This is a genomic window from Pseudomonas sp. LS_2 (assembly GCF_042709235.1).
Classification (GTDB): domain Bacteria; phylum Pseudomonadota; class Gammaproteobacteria; order Pseudomonadales; family Pseudomonadaceae; genus Aquipseudomonas.
Map to the genome: position 1 here is coordinate 22,681 of NZ_JAVAYC010000001.1, position 20,564 is coordinate 43,244.

Genomic DNA, 20,564 nt, shown 5'->3' on the forward strand with positions numbered 1-20,564 from the left:
CGAGGGCTCTTGTGTGGTCAGATTCGTGGCGGGCCGGGGTAGCCACAGCCCGGCCAGGCCTGGGGGGTGGCGTACCAGGCCATCAGCAGCAGTTGCAGCAACGAGGCGTGGCCCATGCGCAGCAGGTTCAGCGAGCTGTCCTGCCAGCGGTGCAGGAAGGCTTCTACCTGCGCGGCGCTGGCGCTTTCCCAGCTACCCCAGACGCCGCTCAGCGGGCCGCGCGTCAACGGCAGGCTGAGCACATCGAACAATTGTCGGGTGAGTTTGAGCATTTCCGGCGACAGCGCCGCCAGCGCCTGGTCGAGCTTGCGCAGCACCGGCTCGGGCGTGGCGGCGGTACCGGCCAGCACTACGGGAACCAACGCATTGAGCAGCGGCAAGTCGTCGTCGCGCAGCACCCGGTAGCCTTGGCCAGGCGTTTGCGGCGCGCAGCCAAGCAGGCTGGCGGTGGCCAGGAAAGCGCTGGCACCCAGGCTGAAACGCAGCAGGTCGCGGCGGTGCATGGTTGGCCCCGGTCAGCGGATGAAAAGCTTGTGGACCAGGCGCTGCAAGGCTTTGCCATAGGGCGGGTAGATCAGCCGCGCCGCGTTGATACGCTGCTTGCTCAGCACTGCCTTGGCCTGGCTGAAGGTTCTAAAGCCATCCTGACCGTGGTAATGCCCCATGCCTGAGGGGCCGATGCCGCCGAACGGCAGGTCGTCCTGGGCCACGTGCAGCAGGGTGTCGTTCAGGCAGACGCCACCGGAATGGGTGTGGCGCAGCACGTGCGCCTGCTCGGCGCGGTCATAGCCGAAGTAGTACAGCGCCAGGGGGCGAGGACGCTGGTTGATGTAGGCCAAGGCGTCGTCGAGGCTGTCGTAGGGCACCAGCGGCAGCAGCGGACCGAAGATTTCCTCGTGCATCACCTGCATGTCGTCGTGCACGCCCAGCAGCAAGTGTGGCGGCAGCCGGCGCCCCTGGCGTGTTTCGCTGGCATACAGGTCGAGCACCTCGGCGCCCTTGCTGGCCGCGTCTTCCAGCAGTCGCTCCAGGCGTTGCAGTTGGCGGGGGTTGATGATCGCGCTGTAGTCGGGGTTGTTGGCGATGCGCGGGTAGAGGCGATGCACCGCACGCTGGTAGGCGTCGGCGAACGCGGCCAGACGGTTGTTGGGCACCAGTACGTAGTCGGGGGCCACGCAGGTTTGGCCAGCATTGAGGGTCTTGCCGAAGGCGATGCGCTCGGCGGCGGCGTCCAGTGGCACGTCGGCCGAAACGATCGCGGGCGACTTGCCGCCCAGTTCCAGGGTCACCGGGGTCAGGTTCTGCGCGGCGGCCAGCATTACCTGGCGGCCGACCTGGGTGGCGCCGGTGAACAGCAGGTGGTCGAAGGGTAGGCGGGCGAAGGCCTGACCAGCCTCGATGTCGCCGAGCACCACGCTGACCAGGTCGCTGGGGAACACTCGCTCCAGCAAGGCCTTGAGCGCAAGCCCCGTGGCCGGCGTGGCTTCGCTGAGCTTGAGCATCACCCGGTTGCCCGCCGCCAGGGCGCAGGTCAGTGGGCCGATGGCGAGGAACAGCGGGTAGTTCCACGGCACGATGACGCCCACCACGCCCAGCGGTTGGTACAGCACCTGGGCGGCGGCGGGCTGGAAGGCCAGGCCGACCCTGCGCCGCTCGGGCTGCATCCAGCGCCGCAGGTGGCGCTCGGCATGGCGCAGGCCCTGTACCGCGGGTAGCAATTCCGCCACCAGGGTTTCATCGGCGCTGCGTCCTTCGAAGTCGGCATCCACCGCCTGCACCAGTGCCTGGCGCTCGCTCAGCAGGGCCTCGCGCAGGGCCTTGAGCCATTGCCGCCGTTGTGCGGCGTCAGGCATGGGGTGGGCGGCGAACGCGGCACGCTGGGCGGCGAACGTCCCCCGCAACTGGAGGTCGGAATGCACGGCAGGCGGGGAAATGGACGACGTCATGGTGACTTCCCAAGGGCAGTGACGAGTCACTAGAGTCTATACTCTAATTTCCCTGTCATCTGTTTTTCATACTTACACCCGGTGCACCGCGCACGACGATGGCCGTAAGATGAATCCTTATTGAACCCTGGAGATTGGGAGTCAACGGATGGCACCTCGCATGAAGACCCGCGAGCGGATCGTGCAGAGCAGCCTGGAGCTGTTCAACCAACAGGGCGAGCGTAGCGTCAGCACCAACCATATCGCTGCGTACATGGAGATTTCGCCGGGTAACCTGTATTACCACTTCCCCAACAAGCAAGCGATCATTGCCCTGCTGTTCAGCCAGTACGAGCAACTGGTGGACAGCTTCCTGCGCCCACCGCAGGGGCGCATGCTCACTGTCGAAGACAAGCGGTTCTACCTCAAGGCGCTGCTTGCGGCGATGTGGAACTTCCGTTTCCTGCACCGCGACCTGGAACACCTGCTCGACAGCGACCCGGAACTGGCGGCTCGCTACCGGCGGTTTTCCGAGCGCTGCCTGCAACAGGCCCAGGCGATCTACCGGGGGTTCGTCGAAGCCGGGATCCTGGCCATGGATACCGCGCAGATCGAGTCGCTGACCATCAACGCCTGGATCGTGCTGACCTCCTGGGTTCGTTTCCTCAGCACCACCCGTGAACATTCCACGCACCTGGGTGAAGAAGCCTTCAAGCGCGGCGTCTACCAGGTACTGGTGCTGGAACTGGGTTTCGTCACCGCCGATTCGCGTGTCGCCGTGGATGCCCTGTGCCAGGAGTTCCATATCCCCTTCAACCAGGCCCTGGAGCAGTGAGCCAGGGCGTTCGTCAGACCATCAGGAGATTGTCATGCCCCTCGCGCAATTGATCACCCCGCAGCAACTGGCCGAGCGCCTGGGCTCGCCGGGGTTGGTGATCCTCGACTGTCGCTTCGCCCTGGAGGATGTGGACTACGGCCAACGCAGCTATGCCGAGGGGCATATCGCCGGTGCGCATTTCGCCGATCTCGAGCGCGACCTGAGCGGCCCGGTGCTCAAGGGCAAGACCGGTCGCCACCCGCTGCCGGACCCCGCCAGGCTGGTGGAGCGCCTGCGTAGCTGGGGCATGGACAACGACAGCCAAGTGGTGGTGTACGACGACGGCCCCGGCGCGTTCGCGGCGCGGGCCTGGTGGTTGCTGGCATGGCTGGGCAAGCGTGATGGTGTGTTCCTGCTCGATGGCGGCCTGAAGGCCTGGCACGCCGCGCACCTGCCCTTGAGCCTGGACCCGCCGCTCAAGCGCGAGGGCGCGTTCAGCGGCAAGGCGGATGCGAAGCTGCTGGTCGATGCCGAGCACCTGGCCAAGCGCCTGGACGATGCCGGCCTGACCTTGATCGACGCCCGCGCGCTGCCACGCTTTCGTGGCGAAGTGGAGCCGATCGATCCGGTCGCCGGGCATATCCCTGGCGCGCAGTGCGCGGCATTCTCCGACAACCTGGGTGCTGATGGTCGCTTCCTGTCGGCCGAGCAGCTCAAGCAACGTTTCGCCGAGAAGCTCGCGGGGCGTTCGCCGGAGCAGCTGGTAGCGTATTGCGGCTCGGGGGTGACGGCCTGCCACAACCTGTTCGCCCTGGCGCTGGCAGGTTATCCGCTGGGGCGGTTGTATGCCGGGTCTTGGAGCGAGTGGATCAATGATCCAAGCCATGGGGTCGCGACTGGAGATTGATGGGGTTTACTGCCCCTCGACCAGCCACTGCGGAATGCGCCGCTCCAGGTAATAACCGGGGTTGAGCAGGCTGCCTTCGACGAAGCCGACATGCCCGCCACGCTCATGCAGCTCGAAGTGGGTCTGCGCTGAAAGCTCGTCCACTGTCGGCAGGCTGTGGCTGGAGACGAAGGGGTCGTCGTTGGCGTGGATGAGCAGCGTCGGCGTGCGGTTCTCGCCCAGGTAGTAGCGGCTGGACGCGCGCCGGTAGTAGTCGTGGACATCCGCGAAGCCATTGAGCGGCGCGGTGACCTTGCCGTCGAAGTCCCAGAAGGTCTTAAGGTTGCGCAGCGAACCCAGGCGCTCGATCGACGCCAGGCCTTCCTGGTGGCCCTGGTCGCGAAAGTGCCGCTGCTTGTCTTGCACGTAGGCCAGCATTTCGCGCATGAAGTGCGCCTGGTAGACCTTGGAAAAGCCCTGGCCGATACGGTCGGCGCATTGATCCAGGCGAAACGGCACCGATACCGCTACCGCCGCCTGCAGCTGGCTCGTCGAACCACTTTCTCCCAGGTACTTGAGCAACACATTGCCCCCCAGCGAATAGCCCACTGCGTACAAGGGCGCCATTGGCCGCTGTGCACGCAGGTGCCCGATGATTTCAGCAAGGTCTTCGCTGGCTCCGGAGTGGTAGCTGCGCGCCAACAGGTTCGGTTCGCCCGAGCAGCCGCGCCAGTTCACCGCGACGCTGGCCCAGCCGCGTGCTTGCAACGCCAGTTGCAGGCCTTTCACGTAGGGTGAGTGGGACGAACCGGTAAGGCCATGCAGCACCAGCACCAGCGGTGCGTGCGGCTGGTGCGGGCCGTGCCAGTCAAGGTCGATGAAGTCGCCGTCGGCCAGCCACAGGCGTTCGCGGCTGCGGGATAGCGTCGGCATCTTGCGCCACAGCGGCCCCCAGAGGGTCTGCAAATGTGGGTTGGCGAGCCCGGTGGCCGGGCGGAAGGTGGCGGTGACGCTGGGCATGCTGGGCGACTCGTGATAGGCCTGCCTAGAGTGCCATGAAACACCGCCACCGTGCCTGGGCCTTTTGTCAGCCCCGCTGCCAGAGTGCGTAGTGCACCTGGCCGGTCTTCTTCTCGCGGTGCAAGCGCCAGTTGCCCGGCAGTTGCAGCGAGGACGGCGCGGCCTCGCTCTCGGTGTACACCCACGCCTGCTCACGCAGCCACTGGCCTTGCTCCAGCAGGGTACAGGTGTTGGCCAGTAGCTCCTGGTGGAAAGGCGGGTCGAGGAACACTACGTCGAACTGCTGCTTGGCCGGGCCTTGCAGGTAGCGCAGGGCGTCGGTCTGAAGGATTTGCCCACGCGGGCAGCGCAACAGCTCGAGGTTGTCCTTGAGGTTGGCGATGGCGGCTGGGTTGCTGTCCAGCGCCACGGCGTCCTTGGCCCCTCGCGACAGCGCCTCGAGAACCAACGCGCCGCTACCGGTGAAGGCATCGAGCACCAGTGCGCCCTCGATGTAGGGCGCCAGCCAGTTGAACACGGTTTCGCGAACCCGGTCGGGGGTCGGCCGCAGGCCTTCGCCGTCTGGCACGGCCAGGCGACGGCTGCGCCATTCGCCGGCGATGATGCGCAGGTGCCCCTGGCCCTTGCTGCTGGCCTGGCCTTTCGGGGCGGGGGAGTGTGGTCTTGGCATCAGTGCTCCGGTACGCCAGGCGGTTGCTCGGCGGCTTTTTCAGCGGGGGGTGGCAGGGGTTGTTGCGGCACGTTCGGGCCGACCGTGACGATCACCAGTTGGTCGGCCGCCAGGTGCTTGTTCATGGCGGCCTTCACCTGCTCGACGGTCAGGGCCTGGGACTGCTGCATGAAGTCCTCGAGCCAGGTAAGAGGCAAATTATAGAAGCCGATGGCTGCCAGTTGCCCGACGATGCTCATATTGCTGGCGTTGGAAAGCGGGAAGCTGCCGGCCAGTTCACGCTTGGCGTCGTCCAGTTCTTGCTGGGTGGGGCCGGTCCTCAGGTAGTCGGCGAGCAGGCCCTGCACCAGCTTGAGGGTGCCTTCGCTCAGCTCGGCGCGAGTTTGCAGGTTGATCATGAATGGACCGCGTACCTGCATCGGGCTGAATGCCGAGTACACGCCATAGGTCAGGCCGCGTTTTTCGCGGACTTCAGCCATTAGCCGGGTGCCGAAGGCGCCGCCTCCGAGGATCTGGTTGCCCAGCGACAGTGCAGGCCAGTCCGGGTCCTGGCGGGTGATGCCCAACTGCGCGAGCATCAGGTGGGTTTGCTTGGTCGGGAAGTCGATGTGGGTGACACCGGCCTTGGGTGCGGTCGGTTCGGCGGGGGCGGCCAGCGCCGAGCCTTGGGGCAGGGCGGCGGACACCTGGGCGGCTATCGCCTCGGCATCGCTGCGGCTCAGGTCGCCGACCAAGGCGATGACCGCGTTGCCCGCGGCGTAGCCCCTGGCATGGAAGGCGCGCAGCTGTTCCAGGGTGATGCCCGAGATGCTTTGCGCGGTGCCGTCGGTGGGATGGGCGTAGGGGTGGTCGCCGTACAGCTTGGCGAACAGGGCCTTGCCGGCGATCTTGCCGGGGCTCTGCTTTTCATACTCGAAACCGGCCAGCAACTGGTTGCGGATACGTTGGAGGGCGTCCTGCGGGAAGGTCGGCTTGCCGACTACTTCGGCGAACAGCTTCAACGCCGGTTCGCGTTTGTCCAGGGCACTCAGGCTGCGCAGCGAGGCCACGGCCATGTCGCGGTAGGAGCCATTGCCGAAGTCTGCACCCAGGCCTTCGAAGCCTTGAGCGATGGCGGTGACGTCCTTGCCGGCGACGCCTTCGTTGAGCATGGCGTTGGTCAGCGTGGCCAGGCCTGGGGTGCCGCCATCCTGGCTGCTGCCGGCGGCGAAGGTCAGGCGCAGGTCGAACATCGGCAGCTCGCGGGCTTCGACGAACAGCACCCGGGCGCCTTCGGCGGTGGTCCAGTGCTGGATGTTCAGCTGGCGTCGGCTGGGCGCCTTGCCGTCGAGCTCGGCCAGCGATTGCAAGGTATTGGCCGGGCGTGCGGCGCTGCTGTCGGCCTTGGCGGCGTTGTCCGACTGCACGGGGCGGGCCAGCAGTACGGCCACGACCACCAACGCGACGATGATGCCGATGCCGAACAGGGTGTAGCGGGGTGCGCTGCGATCACTCATGGGCGGACTCCTCGGGCAGGACATGGGCAACGCTGAGGCGTTCGCGGGTGAAATAGGTGCGGGCGGCGTTCTGGATGTCTTGCGGGGTCACGCGCTTGAGCTCGTCGAGCTCGCTGTCGATCAGCTTCCAGGACAGACCCACGGTTTCCAGCTGGCCGATGGTGGTGGCCTGGCTGGTGATGGAGTCGCGGTCGTAGACCAGCCCGGCGATCACCTGGGCACGTACGCGCTCGAGCTCCTCGGCGCTGGGCGGGGTGGTCTTGAGTTCGTCGAGCAGTTGCCAGACGCCTTTCTCGACATCGGCGAGGGTCTTGTGCTTCTGCACGTTCGGGGTAGCCGAGACCAGGAACAGGCTATCGCCCCGGGTGAAGGCGTTGTAGCTGGACGAAGCGCCGGACACCAGTTCCTGCCCACGCTCCAGGCGCGCTGGCATGCGTGCGCTGTAGCCGCCGTCGAGCAGGGCGGAGATAAGGCGCAGGGCATGGACGCTGCGTGGGTCCTTGGCGGTGGCCAGGCCTGGCACGTTGAAGCCGTAGATCAAGCTGGGCAGTTGCGTGCGAACGTGCAGGGTGAGCTGGCGCAGGCCGGGCTCGGCCAGCTCCAGGGGCAGCTTGGCCGGTGGCACTGCGCGCTTGGGAATGGCGCCGAAGTACTTGTTCGCCAGGCCCTTGACCTCGTCGGCGGTGACATCGCCGACCACTACCAGGGTGGCATTGTTGGGGGTGTACCAGGCTTCGTACCAGTGCCGCAGTTCCTCGACCTTCATGCGCTCGAGGTCGGCCATCCAGCCGACGGTCGGGGTGCGGTAGCCGCTGGCCGGGTAGGCCATGGCGCGGAACAGCTCGAAGGCCTTGGCGTTGGGCTGGTCGTCGGTACGCAGGCGGCGTTCTTCCTTGATGACCTCGAGTTCGCGGCTGAACTCGTCGGCCGGCAGGCGCAGGCTGGCCAGGCGGTCGGCCTCCAGCTCCAGGGCCACCGGCAGGCGGTCGCGGGCCAGTACCTGGTAATAGGCGGTGTAGTCATCGCTGGTGAAGGCGTTCTCCTCGGCGCCGAGGTCGCGCAGAATGCGCGAGGCCTCGCCGGGCCCGACCTTGGCGCTGCCCTTGAACATCATGTGCTCCAGGGCGTGGGACAGGCCGCTCTGGCCCGGGCTTTCGTAGCTGGAGCCGACCTTGTACCAGATCTGCGACACCACCACCGGGGCGCGGTGGTCTTCACGCACGATCACCTTCAGACCATTGTCGAGGATGAATTCGTGGGTGGGTTGCGCATCGGCGGCGAGGGCCACCAGCGGCAGGCAGAGCGTGCTGAGCAACAGGCCAGCGGCGCGGCGGGCTAGAGCATTCATACGATGGATAACCTGTACGGCGGCCCGCGTGGGTTTAGCGTCGGCGGGCCAGGAGGTGCTAGGATACTGATCCGGTTGCCTGGCGACCATGCCTGTCGCCGTTCTGGCCTACGGGCCTGTTCGACAAAACGTTGCGCATGAACCAGCCGGCTGCAAAACAGTCTGTTCTGCGTTTAGAGAATTTCCGATGCGTCATCAGTGGCGCATCGCCACCCTGAGATAGCCGTCTTCCATGTTTGGTTCCAACGACGACAAGAAAGCGCCGGACGAGTCTGGCGAAAAGAAAGGCCTGTTCGGCTGGTTCCGCAAGAAACCGCAGCAAGCTGTCGCCGAACAGCCGCAAACCCCTGAGCCACAGGCTGTAGAGCCGGTCGCGCCAGCGCTGCCCGACGAGCAGCCCGCCGCCGTGACCGAGCCTGTGTCCGCGCCTGTCGAAGCCCCGGTCATCGTCGAGCCTGCCGAGCGTCCAGCGCCCCCCGCGGCGGAGGTTTCGCTCGCCAGTGAGCCCTCGATTGCCCCGGTAGTCGCGCCAGCGCTGCCCGCGAGCGCGCCGGTCAGCAATCTGGTCCTGCCGGTTCCCGAAGAACCCGTGGCCCTGGTGCCGGACCTGGAGGCAAAAGCGCCTCCGGCCATTCCCGAGCTGCCGGTAGAGCCTGAGCCTGCCGTGGCTGCCCCAGTCGACCCCGAGCCTGTCACCGCTGCCGCCCCTGTTGCCGGCGAAGCCAACAAGCCCGGCTTCTTTGCCCGCCTCAAGCAAGGCCTTTCCAAGACCAGCGCCAGCATCGGCGAAGGCATGGCCAGCCTGTTCATGGGCAAGAAGGCCATCGACGACGACCTGCTCGACGAGATCGAGACCCGTCTGCTCACCGCAGACGTGGGCGTGGAGGCCACTTCCACCATCGTCCAGAACCTGACCCAGAAGGTCGCGCGCAAGCAGCTGGCCGATGCCGACGCCCTGTACCACTCTCTGCAGGCTGAACTGGCCGACCTGCTGCGCCCGGTGGAGCAGCCGCTGAAGATCGAGTCGCAGAACAAGCCCTACGTGATTCTCGTGGTTGGCGTGAACGGCGCCGGCAAGACCACCACCATCGGCAAGCTGGCCAAGAAGCTGCAGCTCGAAGGCAAGAAGGTCATGCTGGCCGCCGGCGATACCTTCCGCGCCGCAGCGGTAGAGCAGTTGCAAGTGTGGGGCGAGCGCAACCAGATCCCGGTGATCGCCCAGCACACGGGTGCCGATTCGGCCTCGGTGATCTTCGATGCCGTGCAGGCCGCCAAGGCCCGTGGCGCCGACGTGCTGATCGCCGACACCGCCGGGCGCCTGCACACCAAGGACAACCTCATGGAAGAGCTGAAGAAGGTCCGTCGGGTGATCGGCAAGCTTGATGCCGAGGCGCCGCACGAGGTGCTGCTGGTGCTGGATGCCGGAACTGGGCAGAACGCTATCAGCCAGGCCAAGTACTTCAACCAGAGCGTCGAGCTCACCGGCCTGGCCCTGACCAAGCTGGACGGCACCGCCAAGGGCGGGGTGATCTTCGCCCTGGCCAAGCAGTTCAACCTGCCGATCCGCTTCATCGGTGTCGGCGAAGGCATCGACGACCTGCGCACCTTCGAGGCCGAGTCGTTCGTCAAGGCCCTGTTTGCCGAGCGGGAGCAGTCATGATCCGATTCGAACAGGTCGCCAAGCGCTACCCCAATGGCCATGTCGGCCTGCATGAACTGAGCTTCAGGGCGCGTCGTGGCGAATTCCTGTTCGTCACCGGCCACTCCGGCGCGGGCAAGAGCACCTTGCTGCGCCTGTTGCTGGCGATGGAGCGCCCGACCAGCGGCAAGCTGCTGCTGGCCGGCCAGGACCTGGGTCAGATCAGCAACGCGCAGATTCCCTTCCTGCGTCGGCAGATCGGCGTGGTATTCCAGAACCACCAGTTGCTGTTCGACCGCACGGTGTTCAACAACATCGCCCTGCCGTTGCAGATTCTCGGGCTGTCCAAGCCGGAAATCGCCAAGCGCGTGGATTCGGCGCTTGAACGCGTGTCGTTGACCGACAAGGGCGACCTGTTTCCCGCCGACCTGTCCACCGGGCAGCAGCAGCGGGTCGGCATTGCCCGGGCCATCGTGCACCAGCCCGCGCTGCTGTTGGCCGACGAGCCGACCGGTAACCTCGATCCGCGCCTGGCTGCGGAGATCATGGGCGTGTTCGAGGACATCAACCGCCTGGGCACCACGGTATTGATCGCCAGCCACGACCTGGCGCTGATCGCGCGCATGCGTCACCGCATGCTGACCTTGCAGCGCGGTCGCCTGATCGGCGATGGGGAGGCCGGCCAATGAGCAGCACACGTTCAACGAAGATGTCCGAGCGCGTCGCGCCCAAGGCCGCCGATCCGCAACCTGAAAAGAAGCCGCGCGGCAGCCATGACGACGACGGCCCGGATTTGCGCACCCTGTTCAACGCCTGGCTGGAAAGTCACCGGGCGAGCCTGGCCGACAGCCTGCGGCGCCTGGGCAAGCAGCCGATCGGCAGCTTCTTCACCTGCCTGGTGATGGCCGTTGCCCTGAGCATGCCCATGGGCTTGTCGCTGCTGTTGCAAAACGTCGAGAAACTCGGCGGTTCGTGGCAGCGCGCCGCACAGATCTCGCTCTACCTGAAGCTCGATGCCGGCAGCCGCGATGGCGAGGCCCTGCGTGATGAAATCAAGGGCATGCCGGGTGTCGCCGAGGCCCATTACGTCAGTCGCGAAGAGGCCTTGCAGGAGTTCCAGCAACAGTCGGGCCTGGGCGAGGCCTTGCGTGAGCTGCCGGACAACCCGCTGCCTGGAGTCGTGGTGGTGACACCGACGGAGGTCGACAAGCCAGCGCTCGAAGCGCTGCGCCAGCGTCTGTCGGAGCTGCCTCGAGTAGAGGCGGCGCAGCTCGACCTGCTGTGGGTCGAGCGTCTGGCGGCGATCCTCAAGCTGGGTGACCGTTTTGTCTTCGGCTTGGCGGTAATGCTGATTTCCGCCTTGCTTTTGGTAATTGGTAACACAATTCGTCTACATATCGAGAACCGGCGCGTCGAGATCGAAGTGATCAAGCTGGTTGGCGGTACCGACAGCTACGTACGTCGGCCGTTCCTTTATATGGGCGCCTTGTATGGCCTGGGCGCGGGCGTGCTGGCCTGGGGTATCCTGGCGTTCGGGCTGAACTGGCTGAACGATGCGGTGGTAGGGCTCTCCGGCCTGTATGGCAGTGATTTCGCCCTGGCCGGTGTACCAGGGTCCGATGGTCTATCGCTCTTGATTGGGGCAGTATTGTTGGGGTATATCGGTGCATGGATTGCGGTCGCCCGTCACCTGAACGAGTTGGCGCCGCGATAATGTTTTCTTGCCAGCATTGACTTCATTAACGATCTGGGAACTTACTTCGCGGTTTCCGGTCAATGTTGGCAGTGCCCACAAGGCACGAGTCTAGTGAGTCTGGAGGTACCTTGATGACCACTTCGTTGCAACCTGCCTATGCCCTGGTCCCCGGTGCAAACCTGGAAGCCTATGTGCATACGGTCAACAGCATTCCGCTGCTGACGGTCGAGCAGGAGCGTGAACTGGCCGAGCGTCTCTACTACGAGCAGGATCTTGAGGCCGCTCGGCAAATGGTGATGGCCCACCTGCGTTTCGTCGTACATATCGCCCGTAGCTATGCAGGCTACGGGTTGGCCCAGGCCGACCTGATCCAGGAAGGCAACGTCGGCCTGATGAAGGCGGTAAAGCGCTTCAACCCGGAAATGGGCGTGCGTCTGGTGTCCTTCGCGGTGCACTGGATCAAGGCCGAGATCCACGAATTCATCCTGCGCAACTGGCGCATCGTCAAGGTGGCTACCACCAAGGCCCAGCGCAAGCTGTTCTTCAACCTGCGCAGCCAGAAGAAGCGCCTGGCCTGGTTGAACAACGACGAAGTGCATCGCGTGGCGGAAAGCCTGGGCGTCGAGCCCCGTGAAGTGCGCGAGATGGAAAGCCGTCTGAGCGGCCAGGACATGGCCTTCGATCCGGCAGCGGATGCTGACGACGACAGCGCCTTCCAGTCGCCCGCGCACTATCTGGAAGACCACCGCTACGATCCGGCGCTGCAACTCGAAGACGCCGACTGGAGCGACAACTCCAGCAGCAACCTGCACGAAGCCCTCAGTGGCCTGGATGAGCGCAGCCGCGACATCCTCTACCAGCGCTGGTTGGCTGAAGAGAAGGCCACGTTGCATGAGCTGGCCGAGAAATACAGCGTGTCGGCCGAGCGTATTCGCCAGCTGGAAAAGAACGCGATGAACAAGGTCAAGGCGCTGATCACTGCCTGATCGACCTGCTGAATCGAAAAGCCGCCTGTCCCTCACGGGGCAGGCGGCTTTTTGTTGTCCCTGTTAGGGGCTGCGCCCGGCTTCCAACTGCATCAGGTAGCTATTGCCACCCAGTTGACTCATCTGGCGGCGAATCCACCCTGCGCGGCTGGCCACATAGGCGCTGGGCCGGCTGGCGCTCCACTTGATCGGGCTAGGCAGTACGGCTGCAAGCTGGGCGGCCTGCTGGCGGCTCAGGCGGCTGGCATCGACGCCGAAGTGATAGCGCGCCGCAGCCTGCGCGCCAAACACCCCCGGCCCCCATTCGGCGCTGTTCAAGTACACCTCGAGAATCCGTTGCTTCGACCAGAACAGTTCGATCAACCCGGTAAACCAGGCCTCCAGCCCCTTGCGCAGCCAGCTGCGGCCCGACCAGAGGAACAGGTTCTTGGCCACCTGCTGGGTCAGCGTGCTGGCACCGCGCACGCTGCCGCCGCGCTCGTTGTGCGCCAAGGCGGCCTGGATGGCGGGAATGTCGAAACCCCAGTGGTTGGCAAAACGCTGGTCTTCGCCGGCGATCACCGCCACTTTCAGCTCGTTGGAGATGTCGTCCCAGGGTTGCCAGTCGCGCTGAAGGTCAATCGACTCGCCGCCGAACCACGACTGTACCTTGCGCTCGACCATTAGCGCCGTACCTGGCGGCGGTACCCAGCGCAGCATCAGCACCAGCACGATGCTGCCGGCGGCGAACCAGAGCAGGGCGCGAACGAGGCGGCGAATAACGGATGACAGCATGTCGATAGCTTGGCCGGGCCTGTGGAACGGGCCATTATACAGACCCCTTTCGAGGAGTCGTCCCATGCTTCGTAGCTTCCTGATGCTCGCCGCGTTCTTTGGTTTCACCGGCGTCGCCCTGGGCGCGTTCGCCGCCCACGGCCTGAAGAGCCGCCTGAGCGCCGAATACCTGGCCGTCTTCCAGACCGGCGTCACCTACCAACTGGTGCACACGCTGGCGATCCTGGCGGTCGCGGTGCTCGCGGTGCACCTGCCGGGCCGCCTGGTAGGCTGGGCCGGTTGCCTGTTCGCGGTGGGTATCGTGCTGTTCTCCGGCAGCCTCTACCTGCTCAGCACCACCGGGCTGGGCAAGCTGGGCATCGTTACCCCCTTCGGTGGCCTGTGCTTCCTCGCCGGCTGGCTGTGCCTTGGGCTGGCGGCCTGGCGGCTGGGTTGACCGAGCGGTCGGGAATCGCGACTAATGGTGCCCGCCGGCCTTGGGTTCACGCGTTGATCGGGGCTAGAATGCGGGCCCCAATGAACGATGGTGGCCGTGCGCATGCGCATTCAACTGAACGGTGAACCTTACGAATTGCCTGCCGGCGAGAGCGTCGCCGCCCTGCTGGGCCGGCTGGAGCTGGTCGGACGCCGGGTGGCCGTGGAGCTGAACCTGGACATCGTGCCGCGCAGCCAGCACGAGAGCACCCTGCTGAACGAAGGCGACCAGGTCGAAGTGGTGCATGCCATCGGTGGTGGCTAGCTAGCCGCCAGCACTTCACCTGTAGCCCTGCAACCTTTTCCAGAGGAACAACGATGAGCAACGTTCGTAGCGACAAGCCCTTCACCCTGGCCGGGCGCACGTTCCAGTCGCGCCTGCTGGTCGGCACCGGCAAGTACCGTGACATGGAAGAAACCCGCCTGGCCATCGAGGCGTCGGGCGCTGAAATCGTCACCGTCGCCGTGCGTCGCACCAACCTTGGCCAGAACCCGGGCGAGCCGAACCTGCTCGACGTGCTGCCACCCAGCCGCTACACCATCCTGCCGAACACTGCAGGCTGCTACGACGCCATCGAGGCCGTGCGCACGTGCCGCCTGGCCCGTGAGCTGCTCGATGGCCACAACCTGGTCAAGCTGGAGGTCCTGGCGGACCAGAAAACCCTTTTCCCCAATGTGATCGAAACCCTCAAGGCCGCCGAAGTGCTGGTCAAGGAAGGTTTCGACGTGATGGTCTACACCAGCGACGACCCGATCATCGCCCGTCAACTGGCCGAGATCGGCTGCATCGCAGTGATGCCACTGGCGGGCCTGATCGGCACCGGCCTGGGCATCTGCAACCCGTACAACCTGCAGATCATCCTGGAAGAGTCCAAGGTGCCGGTGCTGGTCGACGCGGGTGTGGGTACGGCGTCCGACGCCACCATCGCCATGGAGATGGGCTGCGAGGCGGTGCTGATGAACTCGGCCATCGCCCACGCCCAGCAGCCGGTGCTGATGGCCCAGGCGATGAAGCACGCCATCGAGGCCGGTCGCCTGGCCTACCTGGCCGGCCGCATGCCGAAGAAACTCTATGCCAGCGCCTCGTCGCCGCTGGAAGGTCTGATCAAGTAAGAGCCCCCGATGACTGAATCGCAAGAAACGCCGAGCACCCCAGAAGGCGAAGAGCGCCCGCACCGCCGCATCAAGAGTTTCGTGATGCGCGCTGGCCGCATGACCGAAGGCCAGCAGCGCGGCCTGGAGCAGGGTGGACCGCTGTTCATCCTGCCGCTGGCTGAAAGCCCGGTGGACTACGACCAGGTGTTTGGCCGTTCGGCGCCGCGCACCCTGGAGATCGGCTTCGGCATGGGCCATTCCCTGCTGGAAATGGCTGCGGCTTCGCCCGAGCTGGACTTCATCGGCGTCGAAGTACACCGCCCAGGCGTCGGTGCGCTGCTCAACGGCGTGCTGACCCAAGGCCTGAAGAACCTGCGGGTGTATGACTGCGATGCCATCGAGGTGCTCAACCGCTGCGTGGCCGACAACAGCCTCGACCGCCTGATGCTGTTCTTCCCTGACCCCTGGCACAAGGCGCGTCACCACAAGCGCCGCATTGTTCAGCCGGAGTTCGCCGAGCTGGTACGCCGCAAGCTGAAGCCCGGCGGCGTGTTCCACATGGCCACTGACTGGGAACCGTACGCCGAGCACATGCTGGAAGTGATGAAGGTGGCGCCGGGTTACCGCAACCAGGCCGCCGATGGCGGCTATGTGCCGCGCCCTGAAGAGCGCCCGATCACCAAGTTCGAACGCCGTGGCGAGCGCCTTGGGCATGGCGTGTGGGACTTGAAGTTCGAACGAGTGGAATGATCGAGCTGTAGATCGCAGGTACAAAAAAACCGCCCTGTGAAGGGCGTTTTTTTTTGCGGGCTTCGGGTTACGAGGCCTAGACCCGCACGGCACTGGAAACAACCACGAAGGAATCTTACGGCGACCTTTTAGGTAGCGTCAATCACGGAAATGTCTGGCATTAAGTGTGACTGCGCTGGTTACAGTCCTTGCGGATTGGGTCGCGTAAGATCCACCCGGCTCACATGTGAATGATTCAGTGACGGGCCTGGAACCGAAGAGTTTCGCTTTCTCGGCCCCTTCGACGCGACCTACGACCCGCGCCGGTGATTTTCCTCGAAGGGCCATTAACCTGGCCACTTCACTGGAAACAACCACATGTTTTCCGAAGGCATCGAAGTACCGGTTAGATGCTGGAAGACTGGCCCGCCAACACGGAGGCCAAGGCGTATGAAGCGTTTGCTTGATGCACTGAGCCGCGTGTGGACGCTTGTGCGAATCTTGGTGGTTTGCAAGACCGCACGAGATTTCATGCGTGATTACTTTGACGACTCCCTCTAAGGATTAGTCGAGTGAGAAGGCCGCCCTGGCTTGCCTGGGCGGCCTTTTTGGATCACCCCCGCCGATCGGCCACCACGCCGATCAACACCAGCACCACCAGCAACACCGGTGCCAGCGCATAGTTGTTGAACTGGCTCAGCCCCTTCACCACCCATGGGGTGGCGTAGATCAACGCCGCGCCACTGCCGATCATCACCAGCAAGGCCATGAACGGCACCCGTAGAGCGCCGGCCAGGTTGCCGAGGCGGCCTTCGACCCAGCTCTTGATATCAGTGCCGAACAGCACCAGTAGACAGCCTACCAGCGCCAGGGAAATCTCCGACAGGTTGCTGCGGCTCCAGCGGGAAACGGTCGAGAGCAGGTCAAGTACCAGGTCCATGGGTCATCCTTAATTCAAGAAATACTGCAGCAGGTCGTTGAGGAACAGCTGGCCCCGTGGCGTGGCCGCCAGCCGATTCGGTTCGACCCGCAAAAGGCCCTTTTGTTCGGCTTCGCGGCGCGCCTCGGCCAGTTGCGCCAGGGGCAGGCCGGTGCGTTGGGTGAACAGCCCGGCTTCCACCCCATCGGTGAGGCGCAGCGCATTCATCAGGAACTCGAAGGGCAGCTCGTCGGCGGGCAACAGCTTCTCGCCAGCCTTGAACGGCTTGGCGGGGTTCAGGTAGTCCTTCGGCGTACGGGTCTTCCAGGTGCGCAGGATGCGACCATCCGGGAACGACAGCTTGCCATGGGCACCGGCACCAATGCCGATGAAGTCGCCGAAGCGCCAGTAGTTCAGGTTGTGGCGCGCTGCGCGGTCGGTCTGGGCATAGGCCGATACCTCGTATTGCCGGTAGCCGTGCGCTGCCATCAGCGTTTGCCCGGCCTCCTGGATATCCCAGAGGATGTCGTCCTCAGGCAGTTCCGGCGGCTGGTTCCAGAACACCGTGTTCGGCTCCAGTGTCAGCTGATACCACGACAGGTGCGTCGGCCCCAGCTCGATGGCTTGACGCAAGTCGCCCAGGGCGTCGTCCAGCGACTGCTCGGGCAGGCCGTGCATCAGGTCGAGGTTGAAGTTGTCGAAGCCCGCGGCACGAGCCATGCCGGCTGCGCGTACCGCTTCGTCGCCATTGTGAATACGCCCGAGCTTTTCCAGCTTGGCCGGCTGGAAGCTCTGCACACCGATTGACAGGCGGTTGATGCCGGTCTGGCGGTAGGCCTTGAATTTTTCCTGCTCGAACGTACCGGGGTTGGCTTCGAGGGTGATCTCGATGTCCGGGGCGAACCCGATGCGCTGTTCCACGCCACGCAACAGGCGGCCCAGGGCGTCGGCGCTGAACAGGCTGGGGGTGCCACCACCGAAGAAGATGGTGCTGATGAGGCGACCTTGTACGGCAGGCAGTTCCTGGTCGAGGTCGGCCAGCAGCGCGTCGACGTACTCCGCTTCCGGCAGGCTCGGGCCGGCCTGGTGGGAGTTGAAGTCGCAGTAAGGGCATTTGCGCACGCACCAGGGGATGTGGATATACAGCGCTAGCGGCGGTAGCTCAGGCAGCAGCAGGCCAGCTGCGCCGCAGGGGCGCAACTGGAGGGACGGCTGGTCGGTCATGCCAGGCCCAGGCGTTGACGCAGCAGGGCCATGGCGCGGGCGCGGTGGCTGAGCTGGTTCTTGTCTACAGGCGGCAGGTCGGCGCTGGAGCAGTTGCGCTCCGGCACCCAGAACAGCGGGTCGTAGCCGAAACCATGCTCGCCGCTGGCTTCGAACAGAATGCGCCCCGGCCAGATGCCCTCACAGAGGATCGGCAGCGGGTCGTCGGCATGTCGCACCAAGGCCAGCACGCAGACGAACTGGGCGCCACGCTGCTCGGCCGGTACTTCCTTCAAGGCATCGAGCAGCTTGGCGTTGTTCGCCGCATCGCCCTTGCCATCGGCATAGCGCGCCGAATAGATGCCCGGTGCGCCGCCAAGGAAGTCCACGGCCAGGCCCGAGTCGTCGGCCAGCGCCGGCAGGCCGGACAAACGGGCAGCGTTGCGGGCCTTGAGAATGGCGTTCTCGACGAACGACAGGCCGGTTTCCTCTGGCTCCACCTGGCTGAACTCGCCCACCGAGCGCAGTTGTACCGAGCCGCCGAGCATGGCTTGCAGCTCCTTGAGTTTGCCGGCGTTGTGGCTGGCCAATACGAGTTGTTGGAAGTTCATCATTCGCCTGGGAACAGTTCCTGGTTGAAGCTTAAGGTGTGAGTGACGCCGCCCGTCTCGACCTTCAGCTCGAAGGTCAGGGTTTCCGGCTGCGCGATCTTGAACTGGGCGATGTAGTACACCGCGCCCTGGTCGGTAATCTGCCTGAACGAAAGCGGCGAGCTGCGCCCGGTGAGGTCTTTCACCGTGCCGCTTACCACCGCCATGCCTGGCTTGCCGCCCTTGAGCACGGCAATGTTGAGCACGCCCTGGTTCTTGCTGCGGGTCAGCCCCGTGGCGGCAGCCACTTGCGGTTGCAGCATGCTCGAGGTGAACGCGCTGTAGTGCACCGTCACGTCGCCGAACACTTCCTTGCGCTCTGGCCGCGCGGCATCGGCGGCCAATGCCGGCAGGGCCAGGCACAGGCTCAACAGGAACATCACGACTCGACGCATGGTGCCACTCCTTCTGGATAAGCGGGTCAGACCGCGACGTGGTGCTCCTGCAGCCCTGGGCTGCTGACCCGGTAGATACCGATTTCACCTAGAAGGTTAGGCCAAAGCCGGCCGCCCCACCCGTTGCGGTGCAGGCGGTCGACGGCCAGGCGGTCGAGCACCTTGGCGCGACGCTCGTGGCACAGGTTCTCGAAGTCTTCGAAGGTGCAGAAGTGAATGTTCGGCGTGTTGTACCAGGTGTAGGGCATGAAGTCCGACACCGGCATGCGGCCCTTGGTGGCCAGGTACCAGCGGCAGCGCCAGTGGCCGAAGTTGGGAAAGGTAATGATGCACTCGCGGCCCACGCGCAGCATCTCGTCGAGGATCCGGTCCGGGTACTCGACGGCTTGCAGGGCCTGGGTCATGACCACCACGTCGAAACTGTTGCTGGCGAAGTTGCCCAGGCCGTTGTCCAGGTCCTGTTCGATGACGTTGACGCCCTTGGCCACGCAGGAGGCGATGTTATCGGCGTCGATCTCCAGCCCATAGCCTGTGACGTTCTTGCGCTCGCGCAACGAAGCCAGCAGCTCGCCGTTGCCGCAGCCCAGGTCGAGTACCCGGCTGCCGGCGGGGATCCAGTCGTGGATGATTTCCAGGTCGGCTCTCATGCGGTCCTCAGATGGCGATGCGGTTCATGTAGTTCGCGAAACCCTGCATGTAGCGAGGGGTCGGGATCAGGAAGGCGTCGTGCCCGTACGGAGAGTCGATCTCCAGATAGCAGACGTTCTTGCGTGCCGCCAGCAAGGCGTCGACGATCTCCCGGGAGCGCGCAGGCGAGAAGCGCCAGTCGGTGGTGAACGACATGATGCAATAGTCCGCCGTGACATGGGCCAGCGTTGCGGACAGGTCGCCGCCTTTGGCTGCGGCCGGGTCGAAGTAGTCCAGCGCCTTGGTCATCAGCAGGTAGGTGTTGGCATCGAAGCGCCCGGAGAATTCCTCGCCCTGGTAGCGCAGGTAGCTTTCGACCTGGAACTCGACGCTGTGGAAGTCGTAGTTGAGCTTGTCGCTTTTCAGCTCGCGGCCGAATTTCTCGCCCATCGAGTCGTCGGACAAATAGGTGATGTGCCCGACCATGCGCGCCAGCATCAGCCCGCGCTTGGGCACTACGCCCTGGTCCTGGAACGAGCCGCCGTGGAATTCCGGGTCGGTGAGGATGGCCTGGCGGGCGACTTCGTTGAAGGCAATGTTCTGTGCCGAGAGCTTGGGGGCCGAGGCGACATCGACGCAGTGACGCACGCGCTCGGGGTAGGTGATGGTCCACTGCAGGGCCTGCATGCCGCCCAGGCTGCCGCCGACCACTGCCGCCCACTGCGTGATGCCGAGGCGGTCGGCCAGGCGTGCCTGGCTGTGCACCCAGTCTTCCACGGTCAGTACCGGGAACTCGGCGCCATAGGGTTTGCCGGTCGCAGGGTTGGTGCTGCTCGGGCCGGTGCTGCCATTGCAGCCGCCCAGGTTGTTCAGGCTGACCACGAAGAAACGGTTGGTGTCGATCGGCTTGCCGGGGCCGATGCAGCTGTCCCACCAGCCTGGCTTGCGGTCGTCCGGGCTGTGGTAGCCGGCGGCATGGTGATGGCCGGACAGCGCATGGCAGATCAGCACCGCATTGCTGGCGCTGGCATTGAGGGTGCCATAGGTTTCATAGACCAGCTCGTAGCTGGCCAGGGCGCGGCCACAGGCCAGGGCCAGGGGCTCTTCGAACCGGGCGACCTGGGGGGTTACCAGGCCGACGGAATCTTCGGGAAGGACAGTGGACATCGACCCTGCTCACGCTTGACGGAGGCGTAAGTCTAAAGAGCGCTACCC

General features: G+C 64.9%; 23 protein-coding genes. 10 read left to right on the plus strand and 13 right to left on the minus strand.

The features are described from left to right. Nucleotides 1-17: 17 nt before the first annotated feature. Both RAC97_RS00105 and RAC97_RS00110 read right to left on the minus strand, forming a co-directional pair. The gene (locus tag RAC97_RS00105; RefSeq protein ID WP_375099961.1) at nt 18-503 is read right to left on the minus strand and encodes a twin-arginine translocation pathway signal protein; all 486 of its coding nucleotides are present in this window, start codon (nt 501-503) and stop codon (nt 18-20) included. 12 nt (nt 504-515) lie between these two features. Beyond that, nucleotides 516-1,946, minus strand: coding sequence for a coniferyl aldehyde dehydrogenase (locus tag RAC97_RS00110; RefSeq protein WP_375099960.1), 1,431 nt, complete (start codon nt 1,944-1,946; stop codon nt 516-518). Between the two features lie 148 nt (nt 1,947-2,094). Here RAC97_RS00110 and RAC97_RS00115 point away from each other — a divergent pair, with 148 nt between their 5' ends. Both RAC97_RS00115 and RAC97_RS00120 read left to right on the plus strand, forming a co-directional pair. Further along, the gene (locus tag RAC97_RS00115) at nt 2,095-2,760 is read left to right on the plus strand and encodes a TetR/AcrR family transcriptional regulator (protein ID WP_375099959.1); all 666 of its coding nucleotides are present in this window, start codon (nt 2,095-2,097) and stop codon (nt 2,758-2,760) included. Between the two features lie 34 nt (nt 2,761-2,794). Beyond that, the gene (locus RAC97_RS00120) at nt 2,795-3,649 is read left to right on the plus strand and encodes a sulfurtransferase (protein WP_375099958.1); all 855 of its coding nucleotides are present in this window, start codon (nt 2,795-2,797) and stop codon (nt 3,647-3,649) included. Nucleotides 3,650-3,655: 6 nt separating this feature from the next. Here the strand turns inward: RAC97_RS00120 and RAC97_RS00125 are convergent, their stop codons facing one another. The 4 genes from RAC97_RS00125 to RAC97_RS00140 form a co-directional block, all read right to left on the minus strand. Next, nucleotides 3,656-4,648: a hydrolase gene (locus RAC97_RS00125; RefSeq protein ID WP_375099957.1), complete on the minus strand. Its 993-nt coding sequence runs from the start codon at nt 4,646-4,648 to the stop codon at nt 3,656-3,658. Between the two features lie 67 nt (nt 4,649-4,715). Beyond that, a complete protein-coding gene (gene rsmD / locus RAC97_RS00130; RefSeq protein ID WP_375099955.1) occupies nt 4,716-5,318 on the minus strand; it encodes a 16S rRNA (guanine(966)-N(2))-methyltransferase RsmD in 603 nt (200 codons plus the stop codon). Continuing rightward, nucleotides 5,318-6,814, minus strand: a complete 1,497-nt coding sequence (locus RAC97_RS00135; RefSeq protein WP_375099954.1) for a M16 family metallopeptidase — start codon at nt 6,812-6,814, stop codon at nt 5,318-5,320. Before RAC97_RS00135 ends, rsmD begins: the two co-directional genes overlap by 1 nt. Then, a complete protein-coding gene (locus RAC97_RS00140) occupies nt 6,807-8,162 on the minus strand; it encodes a M16 family metallopeptidase (protein WP_375099952.1) in 1,356 nt (451 codons plus the stop codon). Before RAC97_RS00140 ends, RAC97_RS00135 begins: the two co-directional genes overlap by 8 nt. Before the next feature lie 232 nt (nt 8,163-8,394). Between RAC97_RS00140 and ftsY the strand changes: the two genes are divergently transcribed. The 4 genes from ftsY (at nt 8,395) to rpoH (ending at nt 12,483) form a co-directional block, all read left to right on the plus strand. Continuing rightward, nucleotides 8,395-9,822: a signal recognition particle-docking protein FtsY gene (gene ftsY / locus RAC97_RS00145; protein WP_375099950.1), complete on the plus strand. Its 1,428-nt coding sequence runs from the start codon at nt 8,395-8,397 to the stop codon at nt 9,820-9,822. Then, on the plus strand, nt 9,819-10,490 hold the full coding sequence (ftsE, locus tag RAC97_RS00150; RefSeq protein WP_375099949.1) for a cell division ATP-binding protein FtsE: 672 nt from the start codon (nt 9,819-9,821) through the stop codon (nt 10,488-10,490). The genes ftsY and ftsE overlap by 4 nt, the downstream gene beginning before the upstream one ends. Beyond that, nucleotides 10,487-11,515: a permease-like cell division protein FtsX gene (gene ftsX / locus RAC97_RS00155; RefSeq protein WP_375099948.1), complete on the plus strand. Its 1,029-nt coding sequence runs from the start codon at nt 10,487-10,489 to the stop codon at nt 11,513-11,515. The genes ftsE and ftsX overlap by 4 nt, the downstream gene beginning before the upstream one ends. Nucleotides 11,516-11,628: 113 nt before the next feature. Beyond that, complete coding sequence (gene rpoH, locus RAC97_RS00160; protein WP_375099947.1) at nt 11,629-12,483, plus strand: RNA polymerase sigma factor RpoH; 855 nt, start codon at nt 11,629-11,631, stop codon at nt 12,481-12,483. A gap of 63 nt (nt 12,484-12,546) precedes the next feature. Here rpoH and mtgA read toward each other — a convergent pair whose 3' ends face one another. Continuing rightward, a complete protein-coding gene (gene mtgA / locus RAC97_RS00165) occupies nt 12,547-13,257 on the minus strand; it encodes a monofunctional biosynthetic peptidoglycan transglycosylase (protein ID WP_375099946.1) in 711 nt (236 codons plus the stop codon). A gap of 64 nt (nt 13,258-13,321) precedes the next feature. Here mtgA and RAC97_RS00170 point away from each other — a divergent pair, with 64 nt between their 5' ends. The 4 genes from RAC97_RS00170 to trmB all read left to right on the plus strand — a co-directional run bounded on the left by RAC97_RS00170 (nt 13,322) and on the right by trmB (nt 15,576). Then, nucleotides 13,322-13,693 (plus strand): DUF423 domain-containing protein, encoded by a 372-nt coding sequence (locus RAC97_RS00170; RefSeq protein WP_375099945.1) that lies wholly within the window; start codon nt 13,322-13,324, stop codon nt 13,691-13,693. Between the two features lie 102 nt (nt 13,694-13,795). After that, nucleotides 13,796-13,996, plus strand: coding sequence for a sulfur carrier protein ThiS (thiS, locus tag RAC97_RS00175; RefSeq protein ID WP_054891258.1), 201 nt, complete (start codon nt 13,796-13,798; stop codon nt 13,994-13,996). Between the two features lie 53 nt (nt 13,997-14,049). Then, nucleotides 14,050-14,844, plus strand: coding sequence for a thiazole synthase (locus tag RAC97_RS00180; RefSeq protein ID WP_375099944.1), 795 nt, complete (start codon nt 14,050-14,052; stop codon nt 14,842-14,844). A gap of 9 nt (nt 14,845-14,853) precedes the next feature. After that, nucleotides 14,854-15,576, plus strand: coding sequence for a tRNA (guanosine(46)-N7)-methyltransferase TrmB (gene trmB, locus RAC97_RS00185; protein WP_375099943.1), 723 nt, complete (start codon nt 14,854-14,856; stop codon nt 15,574-15,576). 592 nt (nt 15,577-16,168) lie between these two features. Here trmB and RAC97_RS00190 read toward each other — a convergent pair. From RAC97_RS00190 to RAC97_RS00215, 6 genes are read right to left on the minus strand one after another with little or no spacing between them, the layout of a single operon-like run. After that, nucleotides 16,169-16,495, minus strand: a complete 327-nt coding sequence (locus RAC97_RS00190; protein ID WP_375099941.1) for a DUF3392 family protein — start codon at nt 16,493-16,495, stop codon at nt 16,169-16,171. 9 nt (nt 16,496-16,504) lie between these two features. Next, nucleotides 16,505-17,698 carry a radical SAM family heme chaperone HemW gene (hemW, locus tag RAC97_RS00195; protein ID WP_375099940.1) on the minus strand — a complete coding sequence of 398 codons (1,194 nt, stop codon included), beginning with the start codon at nt 17,696-17,698 and terminating at the stop codon, nt 16,505-16,507. Then, on the minus strand, nt 17,695-18,291 hold the full coding sequence (rdgB, locus tag RAC97_RS00200; RefSeq protein WP_375099939.1) for an RdgB/HAM1 family non-canonical purine NTP pyrophosphatase: 597 nt from the start codon (nt 18,289-18,291) through the stop codon (nt 17,695-17,697). The genes hemW and rdgB overlap by 4 nt, the downstream gene beginning before the upstream one ends. Beyond that, nucleotides 18,288-18,722 carry a DUF4426 domain-containing protein gene (locus RAC97_RS00205; RefSeq protein ID WP_375099938.1) on the minus strand — a complete coding sequence of 145 codons (435 nt, stop codon included), beginning with the start codon at nt 18,720-18,722 and terminating at the stop codon, nt 18,288-18,290. The genes rdgB and RAC97_RS00205 overlap by 4 nt, the downstream gene beginning before the upstream one ends. 26 nt (nt 18,723-18,748) lie before the next feature. After that, nucleotides 18,749-19,369, minus strand: a complete 621-nt coding sequence (gene metW / locus RAC97_RS00210) for a methionine biosynthesis protein MetW (RefSeq protein ID WP_375099937.1) — start codon at nt 19,367-19,369, stop codon at nt 18,749-18,751. Between the two features lie 7 nt (nt 19,370-19,376). Then, nucleotides 19,377-20,516: a homoserine O-acetyltransferase gene (locus tag RAC97_RS00215; RefSeq protein ID WP_375099936.1), complete on the minus strand. Its 1,140-nt coding sequence runs from the start codon at nt 20,514-20,516 to the stop codon at nt 19,377-19,379. Nucleotides 20,517-20,564: the final 48 nt, after the last annotated feature.

What these genes read in the sequence shown, in the direction of transcription:
- RAC97_RS00190 (WP_375099941.1), bottom strand. Translation starts at nt 16,495, where the DNA reads ATGGACCTGGTACTTGACCTGCTCTCGACCGTTTCCCGCTGGAGCCGC.
- RAC97_RS00215 (WP_375099936.1), bottom strand. Translation starts at nt 20,516, where the DNA reads ATGTCCACTGTCCTTCCCGAAGATTCCGTCGGCCTGGTAACCCCCCAG.
- RAC97_RS00115 (WP_375099959.1), top strand. Translation starts at nt 2,095, where the DNA reads ATGGCACCTCGCATGAAGACCCGCGAGCGGATCGTGCAGAGCAGCCTG.
- mtgA (WP_375099946.1), bottom strand. Translation starts at nt 13,257, where the DNA reads ATGCTGTCATCCGTTATTCGCCGCCTCGTTCGCGCCCTGCTCTGGTTC.
- rpoH (WP_375099947.1), top strand. Translation starts at nt 11,629, where the DNA reads ATGACCACTTCGTTGCAACCTGCCTATGCCCTGGTCCCCGGTGCAAAC.
- RAC97_RS00180 (WP_375099944.1), top strand. Translation starts at nt 14,050, where the DNA reads ATGAGCAACGTTCGTAGCGACAAGCCCTTCACCCTGGCCGGGCGCACG.
- ftsE (WP_375099949.1), top strand. Translation starts at nt 9,819, where the DNA reads ATGATCCGATTCGAACAGGTCGCCAAGCGCTACCCCAATGGCCATGTC.
- RAC97_RS00205 (WP_375099938.1), bottom strand. Translation starts at nt 18,722, where the DNA reads ATGCGTCGAGTCGTGATGTTCCTGTTGAGCCTGTGCCTGGCCCTGCCG.
- RAC97_RS00105 (WP_375099961.1), bottom strand. Translation starts at nt 503, where the DNA reads ATGCACCGCCGCGACCTGCTGCGTTTCAGCCTGGGTGCCAGCGCTTTC.
- RAC97_RS00140 (WP_375099952.1), bottom strand. Translation starts at nt 8,162, where the DNA reads ATGAATGCTCTAGCCCGCCGCGCCGCTGGCCTGTTGCTCAGCACGCTC.
- trmB (WP_375099943.1), top strand. Translation starts at nt 14,854, where the DNA reads ATGACTGAATCGCAAGAAACGCCGAGCACCCCAGAAGGCGAAGAGCGC.
- thiS (WP_054891258.1), top strand. Translation starts at nt 13,796, where the DNA reads ATGCGCATTCAACTGAACGGTGAACCTTACGAATTGCCTGCCGGCGAG.
- metW (WP_375099937.1), bottom strand. Translation starts at nt 19,369, where the DNA reads ATGAGAGCCGACCTGGAAATCATCCACGACTGGATCCCCGCCGGCAGC.
- rdgB (WP_375099939.1), bottom strand. Translation starts at nt 18,291, where the DNA reads ATGATGAACTTCCAACAACTCGTATTGGCCAGCCACAACGCCGGCAAA.
- RAC97_RS00125 (WP_375099957.1), bottom strand. Translation starts at nt 4,648, where the DNA reads ATGCCCAGCGTCACCGCCACCTTCCGCCCGGCCACCGGGCTCGCCAAC.
- ftsY (WP_375099950.1), top strand. Translation starts at nt 8,395, where the DNA reads ATGTTTGGTTCCAACGACGACAAGAAAGCGCCGGACGAGTCTGGCGAA.
- rsmD (WP_375099955.1), bottom strand. Translation starts at nt 5,318, where the DNA reads ATGCCAAGACCACACTCCCCCGCCCCGAAAGGCCAGGCCAGCAGCAAG.
- RAC97_RS00120 (WP_375099958.1), top strand. Translation starts at nt 2,795, where the DNA reads ATGCCCCTCGCGCAATTGATCACCCCGCAGCAACTGGCCGAGCGCCTG.
- RAC97_RS00135 (WP_375099954.1), bottom strand. Translation starts at nt 6,814, where the DNA reads ATGAGTGATCGCAGCGCACCCCGCTACACCCTGTTCGGCATCGGCATC.
- RAC97_RS00170 (WP_375099945.1), top strand. Translation starts at nt 13,322, where the DNA reads ATGCTTCGTAGCTTCCTGATGCTCGCCGCGTTCTTTGGTTTCACCGGC.
- RAC97_RS00110 (WP_375099960.1), bottom strand. Translation starts at nt 1,946, where the DNA reads ATGACGTCGTCCATTTCCCCGCCTGCCGTGCATTCCGACCTCCAGTTG.
- ftsX (WP_375099948.1), top strand. Translation starts at nt 10,487, where the DNA reads ATGAGCAGCACACGTTCAACGAAGATGTCCGAGCGCGTCGCGCCCAAG.
- hemW (WP_375099940.1), bottom strand. Translation starts at nt 17,698, where the DNA reads ATGACCGACCAGCCGTCCCTCCAGTTGCGCCCCTGCGGCGCAGCTGGC.